The sequence below is a fragment of the Mesorhizobium sp. M0816 genome (assembly GCF_040320005.1).
GTDB lineage: Bacteria > Pseudomonadota > Alphaproteobacteria > Rhizobiales > Rhizobiaceae > Mesorhizobium.
In genome coordinates, this window is the sequence record NZ_JAMYOT010000031.1 from 41,780 (window position 1) to 58,390 (window position 16,611).

Here is a 16,611-nt window from a genome sequence, read left to right on the forward strand (position 1 = left end):
TGTTGGACTTTTTGGTTGTTTTTTTTCATACAAACATAAATGATCAGGGAGGGGAAGATGTACTTTGATTAAAGTCGAACGTATCTTTGGGAGGAAGCTATGTCCGACACCGAAGAACTGGTGTGGGGAGAGACAAAAGGTCTTTCGTCGAGCGACCCGTCTGACGCGACCCTGACGCGACTCTATGCAGTCGTCGCGCGTATGGTGATGACCGCGCGCGAGCGCGGATTGGATGGGCACTTCAAGCGCGACACATTGATCTATTCGCGCAACTCAAAGGCCGAGCGCGACAACTACAACTTGATGCTCGGCGCGCTCGAGCAGGTCCAGGCGAATGCCTGGAGCGGCGCTCCCTTGCCGCAGCGCGCGGCGCTTTGGGAGCTCACGGACGGAAAGCTGCGCATCGAGGGCGACAAGCCGCCCGCACATCTCGCCTGGATCGCCGAATCGACAACGCGCTCCGGCGGCGACTTCAAGAGCGCGGACGGACGCGTGTTCCGGCTGCTCGAGTCCGATCAGGTCGCAAAGCCCGACGATCTTCCCTACGTCTCCACCTATACGGGGACCAGCCTGCCGGTGCCGGAAGGCCGCACCCGCTGGCAACGCGCGGTGCCGTGGATCCTCGGGCTGGCTGGCGGCATCGGTTTCATCATCGTTGCCTTGAACGTCTCCCATACGTCGAACAGCTTCGCCCAAGCCTATGACCTCCTCACGGGACGTCAGACCGCGCACGTTGCGCCGTTCGCGCAGGGGCTGGTCCTGTCGCCATGTCCTGCTGGAGACCACCGCATATGCGATAGCGACGCCACGAAGCTGCCGGTAAACAATGTTCCCAACCAGGAAGCGGCTCTGGCCAGTGCCCTCTTGGCCCGACAGAAGCTGGTGATCGAAAACGGAAAGAGATGCGTCACAATTCTAGCTGACGCGGCCAAAGCGCTCAAGGATGCCCCAAATGCCGCGATTGCGGTCGATCAGCCCTGCCTCGATCTGGTCGGACAGGCGGTGCGGTATGCAGGTCGGCACCTCGTGGTGACGGGCGAGACCACGCCCGGCCTCTGGTATCAGACCGTGGTGTGGTGGGCATTCGGCTGGCACGTCCCGAGCCACGGCGCGCAGCCCGCATCGCTGGTGATCCCACTTTGCCTTATGATGGCCGGCGTGGTCGCCCTGTTGGTGGGCCTCGGGCTCGGCGTGGAGCGCAAGCCGCTCGGCGCGCTTATCAGCCCGGAAAACCGCTACTCGCTCGCGCTTGCGCAAGTTACCTTTTGGACTATCCTAGTGCTGACGAGTGTCGTCGTAATCGCGCTCTTCAACGGCGGTCTGGTGGCCGAACAGATGCGCTACTTTGCGCATCTCGACCTAACCGCGACGTCGCCCGAGGCTGTCAAGCAAGGCTTCTTCCCGGGTGTTCCGAACGCGATCTGGGCCGTGCTCGGCATTACCTTCGCGTCGCCGGCGATCTCGGCGGTGCTGAAGAGCCTTCGCCGGAGGGAGCCGGAGGGCATGCCCGGCTTCGCGGTGCGTGGCGCCGACGCCGATGCCGCTAACCGAGCCGGCAGAACGGTGATTGGCTTCCAGACGCCGCTCGCCGCGCGGGACGACACTCGCCAGGCGTCGATCGCCGATTGGTTCTTGGGAGAGGACGTCAACACGAAGGACCGCATCGACATTTCCCGCCTGCAGATGGTCATGATCACTGTTGGCCTGATTGTAGCGTATGGTGAAGCGATCTTTTCGGCTGTTCGTGATCTCCCTGCGCAGGACATCTTGCTGGCGGTTCGCGACACCTCGGTGCTTATCCCGAGCCTACCTAGCGTCGGCGCCACCATGGCTCTCATGCTGGCGGCCAGTCACGCGACTTACCTGATTGCGAAAGCTGCCGAGTGAAAACGCGCTCCGGACGGGAAGCAAGTCGGGAATCGCGATTAGCTTAGCGACTTCGACAAACGGAGGCAAAGGGGGCGAGAATGGCGACTGTAAAAGCGATCGGCCGGTTCACCCCGGCGGATCCAAAGACGCATCCCAAAGACTGGATCCTATGCAAGGACGAGAGTCCGGGCGGAGACGAGTTCATTCTGCCCTATGGTACACGGGTCAATCACACCAAGACCCAGAACGAGCGCGACTATTTTGAGATCCTCGACTATCGCGAACTCAAGCGTAAGTCGGCGAGCTTGTCCTTCGCGACGGTCAACGGAAAGAAGGAATCGCGGCTGATTACGCCGCCGGCCTACGCGGGGCCCACCAAGGTGCTCTGGGATGCGGCGGTTGGGAAGGTCACGGTGAAGTCAGCGGACGGATCGACTGTCATCGCGACGGCTACGTCGCAGCCGCAGGTGCCGAATGGCACTTACAAGATATGGCCGAAAGTCCCTGCAACGGCCTTCGAGCATGCGGCGGGCTTTGTCCATAAGGCTCCGCACGCCTTGAGCTGGTGGATTATCGACTATAAGATCTCAGAAGGGTATTGCTTCCACACCGGAAATAATTCTCTCGGCTGCGTCACCGTAACCGAGCACGCAAAGTGGGAGAGCATCTTCGAGAGTCTGGTGCTCGCGCGCACTGCAGACAACCTTTATTCCGGCGAGATCACCATCAAGGGGCACGACCTCGTCGCATAGCGAGTGAAGATGGCGGCAATCTGGCGGGGACGACTGACAAATCCCCCAACTAAGGTGACGTGGCATGAAGCGTTTCCAGACGGACTACGCAACTCGCGCCGCAGAACGGCGGAGACTCCGCATTTACGCGACCGACCCCATGAGCGGCCGGCGCGCTCCGTACCGCATCGCCATCGATGTGGAGAATGAGCCAAATCTCAGGCCGGGTCCCAGCGGCGAGCTCATTGAAGTTGTCGACTACGACGGCTGGAATCAGATCTTTTACCGGGCTGTTGATCTCAACGATCCAGCCTTATTGATGGAAGGAGGATTGCCACCGAGCGAATCCGATCCGCGATTTCATCAGCAGATGGTCTATGCTGTGGCCATGAAGGTGATCGACAGCGCCCGTCGGGCGCTTGGACGGCCACTCAATTTCAGCGCGGGACGGTCCAAGCCAAAGCTGAGGCTGCTGCCCCATGCCTTTTACGGGCGAAACGCATTTTTCGATCCCGAGCTCAATGCGATCCTCTTCGGGTATTTTCAGGCGGACTCGCGCTCGCCCGGAGCGAACATTCCGAGCCAAACAGTCTATACCTGCCTCTCGCACGACATCATCGCCCATGAAATGGCGCATGCCATCGTGCACAGGCTGCGGCCGCGTTTCATAGAGGCGACAAACATAGATGTCTTGGCCTTCCATGAGGCTTTCGCGGACATCGTCGCGCTTTTCCAGAGGTTCTCCTACCGTCAGCTCCTCATTGAATATATTCAAGATTCAAGGGCTGAACTACAGAAGGCCGGCATGCTGGTCGAACTGGCGCAACAATTTGGGTACGCGACCGGTTCCGGTAAGGCACTTCGCTCTGCGATCGGCGTGTCGCCGAGCTTGGCGAACCTCGCGGCCGCTCACGAGGCCCACGACCGCGGAGCAATCCTTGTCAGCGCTGTCTTCGATGGCTTTTTCCGCGCCTTCCAAAAACGGATCGCAGATCTTCTGCGCATAGCAACGGGCGGTTCCGGGCAACTGCCGCTGGGCCGTCTCCACCCCGATCTCGTCAACCGTCTCGCGACGGAAGCGGCGAACCTGTCGGACCGTTTCCTGCGAATGTGCTTTAGAGCATTCGACTATATGCCGCCTGTCGACGTGACCTTCGGCGATTTCCTGCGCGCGCTCGTGACGTCCGATTTCGAGCTTAACCCCGACGACCCCGATGAAGTGCGCTTCGGGATCATCGAGGGCTTCCGCGAACGCGGCATTTTTCCTGTCGGTGTTCCGTCACTCGCGGAAGAGGGATTGCTATGGCCCAGCCAGGTGAACGGGCAAGCGCCGCCATTGCCACAAATCTTGCTGGAAGACGCACAGCGATTTCTCACCTATTCGGCGACCGCCCTCGACCAGAGTCGCATGAGGAGCAGGAGCGGCAGCGCAAGAAGCCAGCAAACCGCGACCGAGACTTACCAGAGTTCGGTCATCGAGGAGTCCAGTTCCGTGGATGAGGCCGTGCCACAAAACCGCAAGGTTCGTGACAATTTATTTGGCGCCTTGACGGGCTATGCAAGAGACAACCTTGTCACTTTTGGTCTTGATCCCGACAGGGCGGTCGCCGTCGTAGGCTTTCACGCGGTACACCGCATTACCGCCGAACAGCGTCTTGTCATCGAGTTCGTCGCGCAATTTATGCAAACGGAGAAGGCACCGGAAGACAATTCCGGCAACCTGCCGTTCAGGGGTGGGGCCACGGTGATTTTCGGCAGTGAGGGTGAGGTGCGCTACATCGCTTGCAAGCCGATGCAGTCGGCGCAGCTGCCCCCTGACCTGCAGAAGGCCGCCGAGGCGAGAAAATTGGCGGCCGCCAATTGTATCGACGAACTCGATAGACGCGACCCGCGCATGGCATTTGCCAACGCGGACTATCTTCGCGATCGCATGAAGCTGCGTGCCCGCTTCAGCGCTTTGCACGGGGAGGGCTGAGATGGCGACACGACCACATAGAGCGCCCCGTCGCGCCAGACCTGCTGCCGGGAAAAGCATCCGCATCCGAATGTACAATGTCGGCTTTGGCGACTGCTTTCTCCTCTTTCTGCCCACCGTTGAGGGATTGAAAAAGGTCGCCATCGATTGCGGCTCTCTGAAGAACAAGACGCAATCCATCAGAGCGATCTCAGACAGGCTCATTGCGGATGTAACCGATAGCGACGGCGTGCCCCGGATCGATGTACTCGTGATGTCGCATCGGCACGCCGATCACATTTCAGGCTACACCAACGCCAAATGGGCCGATGTCGAGGTTGGGGAGGTTTGGATGCCATGGCTGGAGTCGCGCGAGAATCCTGACGCGCGGGCGATCCAGAAACGACAAAGGGCCTCCGCTCAAGCCCTGGCCGTGGCAGTGCAGAAGCTGAATTTGGGCCAGGGGCTGGCCGAGGTCGCGCTGAATGCGCAGTCCAACGACGACTCGCTCGATGTTCTGCACGCTGGTTTCGCCAAGAAAGTCTTGCCACGATTTTTTCCATCGGCAACGAAGGTCGTTGAGAAGATCATCTCCAGCGCTTTGCCCGGGTTGGAAATCTTCGTCCTTGGACCGCCGCATGATCACGTCGCGCTGAACGATCCCAATCCCCCAGATGGCCAAACGCTTCTGACTGGCTATTCCGCTGACAGTTTGACGGGGCCGCTCGAAAAGCTGAGGCCTTTCAGCGGGGACTGGGCCGACGAGGATGCGTACTGGCCGGATTTCGATCCCACCGAGATCGACCGGGCCGCCTCCAGAGCGGAGATGTATGAGATCGCGGCGGCGAAGCTCGATGCTGACATCAACAATACCAGCCTGATCCTTATCTTTCGCGTCGGCAATGACTACCTCCTCTTCCCAGGTGACGCGCAGTGGGGACCCTGGGAAAAGATTCTCGCCGATGACGAGGCGGTTGAACTGTTGGGCAAAGTGACTTTCCTAAAAGTCAGCCACCATGCCAGTCACAACGGCACACCGGCAACGCTGCTGAGGGACGTCCTCGGCAAAGCCAACAAACGGAATAGTGTCGTGCATGCGATGATCTCAATGACTCCCTTCGCGCAGTGGGAGGGCATACCACACATACCAATTCTCACTGCGCTGAACACTCTCGGCTTTCCCTACGTGGTCAGCGATGTGCTGGAAGACCGCGACGGGTTCACGCGCGACGAGGATTTTTGCTTCGATCTGGAACTGTCATGACCCGTCGCCCGCCAAGCGGATCGGCCCGGGAGCAAGTCTCCTGAAACAGGCTGTGGTGGTCATTCACGGCATGGGCGAGCAGGTACCCATGCAGACCCTCCAGGATTTCGTCGAATCAGTCTGGGTGACCGATGACAACCTCATCAGGAACGCTCGACCAGACTCTATGACTGGCGGACCACGGCAGGGCAACGCCGTCTGGTACAAGCCAGACGAACGCAATCGCAGCTTCGAGCTGCGGCGTATGACGACCGAAGGTCTGGATGGCGGCCGCGAGGCGACCGACTTCTACGAGTTCTACTGGGCGCATCTGATGCATGGTACGACGTGGGAGCATTTTAGGACATGGCTGCTTGACTTGCTTCTACGCTCACCCCGTCGCGTACCGCCAAGCGTGCGGTCAGCCTGGATTGTGCTTTGGGTTGTCACAGTGCTGATTGCCGCCGGTGTCCTTGCAGCCGGTATTTTGCCGGCTGTGTACGGCGAACAGCTGAAGGCAAGATGTTCACCCGTTGCCGTTGTCTGTTGGTGGCCGCTCTTGCCGTCATTGGTGGTCGGTGGCCTGTCGCTGGCATTCGGCACCTTTGTGAATGTCTTCCTGCTCAAATATTTCGGCGATGTGGCTCGGTACGTTAAGGCCAATCCCGTCAATGTGGCGCGCCGCCAAGAAATTCGCGAAAAGGGCGTCGAACTGCTTGAGACGCTGATGGGTCTCCGCAACGACGTCGGCGGCACGGCAATCAAGTACGACCGGATCGTCGTCGTCGCGCATTCCCTAGGCACCATCGTCGCCTACGACATCCTCAGTCACTGTTTCGCCCGGCTGAATACGAGGAATAATCTTCGTACCAACCCGGCACCCCAGCCGCATCGCGTGGAGATGGAGGCAATGATCCGTAGGGCTGCAGGCTTGGAGGGGACGGGCAACGCCGGGCCGGAATGGGATCTCGAGGCTTTCCAGAGGTTGCAGGCGCTGTGTCGGCAAGAGATCAATGCTCAGGACAGTCCCTGGACGGTCAGCGACTTGATTACGCTGGGGTCGCCGCTGTCGCACGCTGAATTTTTGTTGGCATTCGACAAAGCCGACCTGCGGAAGGCTCAGGAGCGCCGCACTTTTCCGACCTGTCCGCCGAGTCTGGAGTATGATGGCAAAACGAAGCGTAGGCATTTCACCTATCGGCTGACCGATGAGGACGAAGACAACGATTCTGATCCTGAGACGCCGCGTCTACCTCATCACGCTGCGCTCTTTGCATTTACCCGCTGGACGAATCTGTACTCTCCTCATGAGAAAGTGCTCTGGGGCGACTTGATCTCCGGCGAAGTCGGCACGCAATTTAACCTCGCGGTCAATGGCCGCGAGGTATCCGGCATTCGGGACATCAAAGTCTTGCCAGAGCGGGCGCCCGATGGCCAACCAGTCAGCGGTGCCCGCGTCCCATTTTTCAGTCACACGAAATATTGGCAGTCTCCGGGCAAAGCGGCAGGCGCTGGGCTGCCCGAGCACCACATAAGAGTGCTGCGTGGCGCTCTAAATTTGAAATCGGGGTAATGGACGCGAGAACCATTCGAGATGCTTTGGCATGCCTCGGCATCGATCGGCGGGTCAACTTTGCGAGCACGCCGCGCGACAGAACAATGCACCGCCATCATCGTCGCCGAAGGCCGGCAACACACCGCGACCCCAGCGGCTCAATATGTGGGGAAACTTCTGCATCCTACGGTCCGGTACCCACGCTGTCCGTCTTATCCAAAGGCTCCGTTCGCTGGGAAATCAAACCGGACAGCCCGCGTGCTAAATAACCGGACAGATTATCTGCTTACGACACGTGATTTCACGTGCGTTGCAGCCAGTCCAAAACCGCGTTACTCTGACTCGGTTTGCTTTACCATAGGGGATCCGCATGGCGACGGACGTATACAAATACAAACTCGTAGAAAAGGCCGGTGGGCACACGATCTGGATTCTCTGCAATGACTCTCCTGGTCCATTCAACGATTGGGAAGAGGGCGATCCGCAATCGGGTTGTCTGATCATCACAAGCGGACCGCTCAAGACGGATAATGCGGGTCAGCATTGCATGTCCGGTGGAGCGGGATCGCAGGAAGTGCTCGTACTGCAGGCCGCGGCTTGGTCGACTAACGTCGGTGATACGGGGGATGCCGAGCTCTTCCTTTCCCAGAACTCGACGACCTATTACGCTTGGGAAATGGTCGAGAAGTCGTCGAGCTAGCCGACGGTGTACCTCGGCACTCGAATGCAAAAATGCGCGAGTTTGAACGTGGCACGATAGCTTCTAGCCCGCTTAATGCACGGCGATGAGCTTTCGGCGGCCTGAAGCGGCGATCTGGTTGCCTTTGCGGTGCGTTTTCCCAAGCCTCGTCATGCGCCGGAGGTGATCCGTCGTGATGGAAGGCGAGGTTCGCGGGTTGAGGTCAGCGGGTTTTGTTTGGGGACGTGTGCGCCCCATTGTTTATGTCGCGAGTTGCGGGATGCGACTGAGGACGATGCGCAGGATGCGCTGGTCCGGGCAGGATGTCGGCAGGTGCAGGCGGATTTGGGTTTTCATCTCGACCACGCGCGCTGCGATCTTGATGAGGCGCAGTCGCAGCGTGTCGAATTGGGCGACTGCAAGCTCGAGCGTTTCGGCATCGCGGCGCGCAGGCCCCACATAAGCCAGTAGGCGCCGGCATGCAGGAACAGATGGGGTATTCGGCTTGAGCCTCATCTTTTGGCGGTGATGCTATGAAGGTGCTGCGCTTCGAGCTGATGATCAGACCTGGTCTGCATGGAAGCAGCCACAAGCCATCAGAAGGAGGAAGCGCAGCAGAAAATATTATGCCGGATTAGATGTCTCAGTTTGACAAATTTGTTCTCATTTTGTTCACTAGAGGCGAGATAGCCGCAACAGGCAGTCATGGACCTGCTTTTGGAACTCAGGGGAGCATCAGCGAAGGAAAAGAAGCGTGGCGTTGATGCTGCGAAGGCTGTGCTTGAGCGCGCTGGATTGACAGCCGAGGAAGCCTGTGGCGCTGCATTTGAACTTGAGGGCTGGGATATCGATGGCTTTCCTGAAGACCGCACACCGTCGGACGCGGTGTTCGAAGCTAACTCGGTTTTGGGGTGATGCTCACCAAGCGGCCCTTGAAGCTTGTTGCGCGAAATGGTCGACTGGCAAGAAGCCCGTAGCGGTTGAATTAGAGTTGCTGATCGACCCCGAGGCGCAGCTTGCGGATCGGGATACGGCTTTGGCAAAGCTTCGTGCCATCGTCGAAGCCAAAGATGGCCACAGCGACGCAAGCAACAAACTTCTAATTTTGGCGTACCGGTTGCTGACGAGCTCGAAAATGCTCGGGATCTCGTAGCGGATGTGACCGTCCGCCAGAGCGCGTCAAAGGCAACGCCGATTCCGGCACGCGAATATCCGCAACCCTCAATATGGGCACTGGCAGCAATATGTCGGCATCGAGCACCGCTGCGTCGTCCCGGTGACGAGCTTTGCCGAGCCCAGCCCGAGGCCCGGTGACAAGGACCACGAGACGGGCATTCAGCGGAACTTCTGGTTCGCCCTCAACGTGGATCGGCCGCTGTTCTTCTTCGCTGGCCTGTGGACGCGATGGCAAAGGGTCCGCAAGGTCAAGGAAGGCCCCGGCGATCACGAGCTTTATTCAGTTGCGGCCCTCAAACCGATGGACGAACAGTTCTTTGGTGGACAAGCTCAATCCTCTTTGAAGTCCAGCAAAGATGCATGTCGCAGATCCTCCGCGCAAGTGCTTCACACCGACCGATGATACCCGGCTTGACCCACTGCGTCGCCGGCCGTTTGGGCTGTCCTTCGGCGGCGGGCCGGCATGCTCTTGGACGCGCTTCCATAACCGCTCGCGAACCTCACGATTGATGCTGACGAAAGCGCTGCCGACATATTTGCGCGTGCCGGGCTCCGCCATCAGGGCGAAAGCCGGCTTGCCGTGCTCCCGCTCAACGCCGAGCAGTTCGAATTCACCAATCGTGTAGCACTTGGTTTTCAACCAGTTTGTGGTCGAGCCGCTGACATATCTGCTGCCGAGACGCTTCGACACCATGCCCTCGAGGCCGGCTTGGTCGACCACCTCGCCTCGGGGAGCGAAGACGGAACTTGCAAGGTTTGGGATTTGCACAAGTATCATTTACATTCGAGTATCGAAATAGGGCGTCATGTAGAAGAAGCCGTCATGTTACGGCATGCAAGAATCTGTTGTGTGACCAATCGAGGATTGCTGTTGTTTCAGTTAAGCGCGCACGGGAAGCGCGAGCGTTCAAAATAAATCAAAGAAAGGGCGTCACCCAATGATCCAGAAAAAGGTGATGCGGGACCTCCTGGTCGTTCTGCCCGGCATCTTAGGATCCACGCTCCAACTACACGGGAAGGAAATATGGGGACTACGCACAGGTACGATAGTTTCGAGCCTGTTTGCTCTCGGCCAGAATTTCAAGCGACTGACCCTTCCGGCCGGCGTTGGGCACAACGATCCCGAAGACGGCATTACCCCGGGCCGCCTGATGCCGTCGGCGCAGATCATCCCCGGTTTCTGGAACCTCGTGGACGGCTATACCGAACTGGTGCGATTTCTTGAATCCCGGTTTGAGCTGGTGCGGCCCTCACCTGACCGTGCCGGGAATCTGATCGAGTTTCCGTATGACTGGCGGCTCTCTAATCAATTAAATGGAAGAAGGCTCTCCGACCGCGTCGTGCCGGAACTGGAGCGCTGGCGAAAGGATACAGCGAATCCTGAAGCCAAACTTGTTTTCGTCTGCCACTCAATGGGGGGATTGGTCGCTCGTTGGTTCATAGAAGTCCTTGGTGGCAAGGAGCTGACCAGAAAGTTGATCACCCTTGGTACACCCTACCGGGGATCGATCAATGCACTCGAAAATCTTGCGAACGGGTTCGCTCCCGGAATCGGGCCGCTTCGCATACGTTTGGACGAGGTCTTGCGAAGCATGCCCTCGGTGTATCAGCTTCTTCCGGTCTACAAATGCATCGATGGCAGCAATGGTGAGATGATATCGCTGACCGATATCGAAGTCTCTAACCTTGCAAAGGACAACATTGCCGAAGCGAGAGTTTTTCATGACCGCATAAACGCGAATACCATGGCAAGTACGAGCTATCGCATCTATGCATTGAAAGGCATTTCACAGCCGACATTGCAGTCGGCGCGGATCACAGCAAAGGGTGTGGAGCCGATACGCTCATACCGGGGTGAGGACAAGGGAGGTGACGGGACCGTTCCGCGTCCGTCGTCGCATCCACCGGAATGGGATGACGAATCGCTATGCGTTTTCTACGGACAGCAACACGGTTCGCTTCAAAACAACTCCGATACGCTCCGTCAGATATTCGGCATTCTCACCGGGAATCTCGGACGATTTATGGGCGGCAGTAAGATCGGCCTCGACTTGCCCGATGTCACTCCAGCGGAACGAGATTTCCTTGTCGGAGCTGTTTCCGAGGAGGGTGATGAAAGCCTCCCGCTGCAAGTTGAGCTGAGAGGTGAACAGAGTGAGGTCGTTGCCCGGAAACTGATGAAGAGCACGGGAAATGGGGCCTACTCTGCAATCTTTCGTGGGCTGCCGCCGGGCGGATACAAAGTTCGCGTCTCGTCAGCTTCCCCGCAGCGCTCGGTTGACTCGGTTACTGGGATAGCGTTGGTTTGGGATGAGAAGCTTGTCGAACTTTCGGATTAGCGGGACATGTCGGCTGAAGCTGTAGTCATCGCGGTTTCCGAATACGCCGATTATCCTCTTTTGCCAGAGGCAGCCGGCGTGGCCCGACGCCTTGCCGAGAGCTTGGGACAGGCGGGATACCGTTTCCGAGACAAGCCCCTCTTGGAAGGTGGTGATGCCTCTTCTGTAGGCCTGGCACTGGATGATTGGCTGAGGAAAGCAGAGGCCGGCGCCACACTGGTCCTTTTCTGGACCGGTCACGGCCATGCGCAGGGTGACGGCCACTATCTGGTCTGCAAGGGTTCACCCAAGGCCGGATTGTCGTCCGTCAACGCTCTGCCGGCGAGTACGATCGGGGCCATGATCGCACAATCGAGGGCCGAAAAGATCCTCGTGGTCTTTGATACGTGCTTTTCGGGAGGGGCGGCCGCGGATGCCGCCCAGGCGTTTTCAACGATCGTCAGCACCTGTCCGCCTGTTCCCGGACGATCTCGCGCCATTTCGGTAATCGCATCGGCGCATCCGCTCGAAAAAGCAGAAGAAGCTGTCTTTGCCAACGCGTTTCTCGATGTGCTTTTTGAGCCAGGTGCAACGAGTTTGTGGAGCGATGAGGAACAGCTGCTGAGGGCCGATGACATAGCAGTTGCTGTAAAGAACGCATTGGAGGCTGTTGGATACACACCCAACATCAGCTGCGACGAGAAGGGGCTTGGAAAGCAATTCGTTCCGAACCCCCGGTTTCGCCGTGGCGTTGGTGCCGATGATGTCGAGACGCGCCGGAAGCATGCGGCGGCGTTCGACGGACTGCCGCATTTCGAACTGGCCTCCAAGGGGATCGAGGTCGGCGAAACGGGCTGGTACTTCACGGGTCGGATCCGGCTTCTGAAAGAGCTCGTTGGCTGGCTGAAAACGGCCGATCGCGGATTGGCGATCGTGACAGGCCCGCCGGGCACCGGCAAGTCGGCGGTGATCGGACGGCTCGTGACGTTGTCGACGCGCGAGTGTCGCGAGGCGGCGGAAAAGATCGGGGTCCTCGGTTCTGCGCTTGAAGGGACGGTTCCTCCGGCAGGCATCATCGACGTGGCGATCCACGCCAAGGGCAAGACGCTCGACGATTGCGTGCGGGTTCTGGCAAGGGGGCTGCAGCTCGACCTGACCGACGGGGTCTTGGTGGATGTCGATGCGGTCATCCAGCAGGTTGCTTCTCTCGATCGGCGGATCGCGGTGGTTGTCGATGCGCTGGACGAGGCATCCTCCGGTCATGGCGCGCGTATCGCGCAAGAGCTGATCGTCCCAATCAGCAAATTGCCGAAGGCCAGGATTTTGGTGGGGACGAGACGCAGCCTGGAAGGGGCGGTGGTCCCGGAGGGCGACGACCGGCATGCCCGGCTGCGTCAAGCCCTCGGGGATCAAGCAATCATCCATGATCTTGCCGACGAGGCGGAGACTAAAGAGGACATTGCGGACTATGCCCGGCTGCGCCTGTCGGCTAGCAGGCACGGTGACGACCGGCAGGCAATCGACGAGGCTGCGCGGACCATTGCCGAACGATCGCAGGATATCTTCCTCTATGCCCGTGTCGTCTCCCGTACGCTGCAATCGCAGGAAAGGCTGGATGTCAAAGACCTTCCTGAGTCGGCCATCGGCGCCTTCGTGGAAGACCTCAACCACCGCTTCGAAGGCAATCGCACCCGCGTTGACGAGCTTCTGAGTGCTCTTGCCTTCGGCATGGGCAAGGGCTTGTCGCGCCGGGTCTGGGCGCCAATCGCGACTGCCCTGTCCAGAGCAGGGAGCCGATACACCGACGCCGATGTCGAATGGGTTTTGAACACTGCCGGATCGCACATTGTAGAGACGGGCAAAGAAACCAGCAATGTCACCCAGGCGGTCTACCGCCTCGTCCACCAAGCCTTCACGGATCACTACCAGGCCGAGTTGAAGGCCCGGATGGACGAGAGCGAAGCCCATCGCCTGATCGCGGAGGCGATGACGGAAGGTATCAAGGGCGCCGACTGGCTCGACGCCGACCGCTATCTCTGGCGCCACCTGGCCGACCATGCGGCCATTGCCGGCAATCTTGACGACTTCGTCATCGATGCCGGCTACCTGGCAGTCGCCGAACCAATTGCATTAACGCAGGCGCTCCATACGATTCGGGACGACCACGCGCGCGAGATCGCCGACATCTATCGCCGGACAGCAGACCGCCTGATCGACCGCGATCCCGTCGACCGCATGCCCTACATCCATTTAATGGCTGAGATGGAGGCTCCTGCCCTCGCACGCCAACTAGAACCGCTAGTGGCAACAAAGTGGCGATGTCGTTGGGCTCGCTGCGTCTCAACAATTTCGCACCGTGTCATTGGCAGGCATCCTGACGAAGTGATCGCCATTGCCTTTGTTATGATCCAGAGAACGCCGATTCTCATTTCTGCTGACAAGGGAGGGCTCGTTCAAATTCGAAGCGCTCGGACTGGCGAACTGTTTGGGGACCCAATAGCCGCTGGTCAGTATCCAAGACTGTGCGCAGGAGTAGTTGCCGATAGGCCGGTTGTGAGTGTCGCTAGCGGGCAGATGTTGCAGACGTTTGAGTTGCCAACGGGTCGAGCACATTGGGACAGAAACGCTGAGTTGGAGAAGATAACAGCACTAACCGTCGCTACCGTCGACGATCGCAGCATTCTTGTTTCTGGCGGCTTCGACCAATATGTTAGATCTCGAGATCTCATGGATAGGACCCTTTTGTGGCAACGTCAGCTCGCTAGAAACGTAACGAGTGTTGCATCTACGGCAATAGGAAGCGGATCATTAATACTTGTCGGCGCGAAGGGACAAAACCTCTACTTGTTGGACGCGCGCAATGGCACTGACGTTCTTAGGAATGCCAGCCTTCCAGCTCCTTCAGCTCCCCCACTTTCTCCAGCTGAACGTGAAAAGTACCCCTGGGCAGACCAATCCTTCATGGAAGCTTTTTATGGGTCCGATGTCGCGTGCTGGAGCTATGAGGAGGACGTCATCCTTGCTGCTGGAAGAGGTTTCGGTATTGATCTATGGAAGAACAAACCATCTATTCCAGAGCATAGGAACAACAAAAACTCTATAGCTCAAAGTGTTCTCCAGTTGGCATACCGAATCTTGGCCGCGGTCACAGGTTCCAGCGTCGAATCCGGGAATGGAAAGCCACGCATTTCATCGGACGACATTGTCGAATCCGCGTATCGAAAAACTGCCACCCTTAGACATAGCGGTACGGTTGAATGCTTAGCGTTCGTCACAGCCAGCTCACAAGCACTCCTTGCATCTGGCGGTAAGGACAAAACTGTCCATATCTGGGATGCGAATACCGGAGAACCAATCGGGCCAGCACTAGTGGGCCATAGTGGCACGGTGAGAAGTGTTGCCTGGGGGACCGTTGATGGCGATCTGGTCATTTTCTCAGGTGGTAATGATGGGGCAGTCCTAGCTTGGAATTACGATGTTGTATCTCGCACCGAACCAATTGCACAAACGACCGACGTGTATGGTGCCACTGCGATCTCACTGTGCAAAATAGATGACTCCCTTGTGATATTGGTAGGAACAGACGACGGCCGAATTATCGTGGTTGATAGCAACTCGTCAAAAACGCTCACTACTGTGCATTGTCATTCTACAGCAATTGACGCGATTTTTACTTACATCGATAAGGGAAAGATGGTCGTAGTGGCACATGCCTCGAAGGGGCGCGCCGCTGAGTTTAAATGGTCCCACAACGTAGCCTCGACAATCCTTCGAACCGCGCCCGTCTCAGCAATCGCTGCAGCTAAAATTGGCACCCGGCCATATGTCATTTCTGCGATCGAATACGAATTGAAGATGGTTGACGATCAGCTTGCATTCGCTTCGCTCGAATTTCTCGATCCCTATGAAGATCGGTTCGGACTTCCGCAGCGTACGTTTGAGCAGCCGAGGAAGGGTCAGGAGGGCGCAAGGATCTTCGCCACGCTGGGGGGCAGCATTGAGACTATCGCTTTAGTGCGTTTCAATTCCGAATCCATAGTCTTAGCCTCAACGACAACAGGGGTAGTTAAAGCTTGGAACGCGGATAACGGATTCCCGCGCTTCGGGATTCTTGACATACAAAGCAATCGCGGCCGCATGGCGTTTGGTGATCTAGCCGGTCGTCTTATAGTCGTTTCGCCTGGATATGATGGCGATGTCAACGTTCTCGATATTGTTTCAGGCGAATTGGTACACAAGCTTTCGCGAGGTGGCCAGGCTGAAGTGAGCTATTGTGTTGTGACCAAAGTCGAAGGTCGCGATCTTGTCATCTTTGCGGATAAGGTCGGAGATGTTGTCTTTTGGGATCCTCTTGTTAATCGAATTTTGCATGTAGTAAGCAGCGGTTTGCAGATTACTGGATTGTCAATTTCAACCGATGGAGGTCTCGCAATTGCGACTGCACGCGGAATCATCTTTGTGAATAACTCTGTCGATCTTGGTTAAGCTAAAAGTATACAGACAATTTACTATTGGTCTAGCGCCGCGAGCACGGCGACCTGCTCCTTTGCCTCAAGAGCCTCGGCCTCGATCAACTCGGCCAGATCCGCGGTGAGTTGGTGAGCTCGGCTTGTTCGGCTGTTCGGCCTCGGACAACGGCACCTGTTCGGGATAGCGCCGCCCATAGGCTTGGAAGGTGTCATAGGATACATCGGGCATGATCTCGACCCATTTCCAGCCTTCCGCCTTCACCGCCTTGGCCGCGCTTTCAAGCTTGGCTGCGACAAGGGCGTCCAGCTTCACGACATCGACAGCGAAACCGCCTTCTTTGTCATCGAACAGATGAACAGATCGCGCCTGACGGTCCCGCCTGCCGCCTCGCGAGGAACGCCTCGTACTGGTCGACCGGGTGCATGTCCTCGCGCAAGACGTTTTCGGCAAGACTGGTCGCCTTCGCGTCCCCTCCCGCTCGCTCCTTGCATTCAACGGGGTGCCCGATTCGGCGTATCCCCACGGTGACGGCCGCCTTGCTGAGGTAGGCTGAAGGCTGCAAGTCCTAGTGCAAGCACTAGGAGTAGCCCTATGACGAAGCATCAGATCGAGGTGA

Annotated in this window: 11 protein-coding genes and 2 pseudogenes; 11 read left to right on the forward strand and 2 right to left on the reverse strand. The window is 58.0% G+C overall.

Annotated features, from left to right (window positions below; translation table 11 throughout):
* The first annotated feature begins 99 nt into the window (after positions 1-99).
* From NKI17_RS30715 to NKI17_RS30740, 6 genes are all read left to right on the forward strand, one after another.
* The gene (locus NKI17_RS30715; RefSeq protein ID WP_352907257.1) at positions 100-1,887 is read left to right on the forward strand and encodes a hypothetical protein; all 1,788 of its coding nucleotides are present in this window, start codon (positions 100-102) and stop codon (positions 1,885-1,887) included.
* 80 nt (positions 1,888-1,967) lie between these two features.
* Positions 1,968-2,621: a hypothetical protein gene (locus NKI17_RS30720; protein ID WP_352907258.1), complete on the forward strand. Its 654-nt coding sequence runs from the start codon at positions 1,968-1,970 to the stop codon at positions 2,619-2,621.
* A 64-nt stretch (positions 2,622-2,685) separates the two neighbouring features.
* Positions 2,686-4,575, forward strand: coding sequence for a gluzincin family metallopeptidase (locus NKI17_RS30725; protein ID WP_352907259.1), 1,890 nt, complete (start codon positions 2,686-2,688; stop codon positions 4,573-4,575).
* A 70-nt stretch (positions 4,576-4,645) separates the two neighbouring features.
* The gene (locus NKI17_RS30730; RefSeq protein ID WP_352907260.1) at positions 4,646-5,818 is read left to right on the forward strand and encodes a ComEC/Rec2 family competence protein; all 1,173 of its coding nucleotides are present in this window, start codon (positions 4,646-4,648) and stop codon (positions 5,816-5,818) included.
* The gene (locus tag NKI17_RS30735; protein WP_352907261.1) at positions 5,751-7,370 is read left to right on the forward strand and encodes a hypothetical protein; all 1,620 of its coding nucleotides are present in this window, start codon (positions 5,751-5,753) and stop codon (positions 7,368-7,370) included. Before NKI17_RS30730 ends, NKI17_RS30735 begins: the two co-directional genes overlap by 68 nt.
* A gap of 352 nt (positions 7,371-7,722) precedes the next feature.
* Positions 7,723-8,052: a hypothetical protein gene (locus NKI17_RS30740; RefSeq protein WP_352907262.1), complete on the forward strand. Its 330-nt coding sequence runs from the start codon at positions 7,723-7,725 to the stop codon at positions 8,050-8,052.
* A 240-nt stretch (positions 8,053-8,292) separates the two neighbouring features.
* Here NKI17_RS30740 and NKI17_RS30745 read toward each other — a convergent pair.
* Positions 8,293-8,522 (reverse strand): annotated as a pseudogene (locus tag NKI17_RS30745) (transposase); the annotation flags it as partial.
* A 214-nt stretch (positions 8,523-8,736) separates the two neighbouring features.
* On the opposite strand from NKI17_RS30745, the gene NKI17_RS30750 reads away from it, so the two are divergent.
* From NKI17_RS30750 to NKI17_RS37120, 3 genes and pseudogenes are all read left to right on the forward strand, one after another.
* Positions 8,737-8,946: a hypothetical protein gene (locus tag NKI17_RS30750; RefSeq protein ID WP_352907263.1), complete on the forward strand. Its 210-nt coding sequence runs from the start codon at positions 8,737-8,739 to the stop codon at positions 8,944-8,946.
* Positions 8,947-9,022: 76 nt separating this feature from the next.
* Entirely contained in the window at positions 9,023-9,184 is a 162-nt protein-coding gene (locus NKI17_RS30755; protein ID WP_352907264.1) for a hypothetical protein, read from the forward strand.
* A gap of 123 nt (positions 9,185-9,307) precedes the next feature.
* A pseudogene (locus NKI17_RS37120) lies at positions 9,308-9,433 on the forward strand (SOS response-associated peptidase); the annotation flags it as partial.
* A 54-nt stretch (positions 9,434-9,487) separates the two neighbouring features.
* Here NKI17_RS37120 and NKI17_RS30760 read toward each other — a convergent pair.
* Positions 9,488-9,928, reverse strand: coding sequence for a hypothetical protein (locus NKI17_RS30760; protein WP_352907265.1), 441 nt, complete (start codon positions 9,926-9,928; stop codon positions 9,488-9,490).
* Positions 9,929-10,145: 217 nt separating this feature from the next.
* Between NKI17_RS30760 and NKI17_RS30765 the strand changes: the two genes are divergently transcribed.
* Entirely contained in the window at positions 10,146-11,546 is a 1,401-nt protein-coding gene (locus tag NKI17_RS30765; RefSeq protein WP_352907266.1) for a lipase/acyltransferase domain-containing protein, read from the forward strand.
* Positions 11,547-11,552: 6 nt separating this feature from the next.
* Positions 11,553-16,010, forward strand: a complete 4,458-nt coding sequence (locus NKI17_RS30770; RefSeq protein WP_352907267.1) for a WD40 repeat domain-containing protein — start codon at positions 11,553-11,555, stop codon at positions 16,008-16,010.
* The last annotated feature ends 601 nt before the right edge of the window (positions 16,011-16,611 follow it).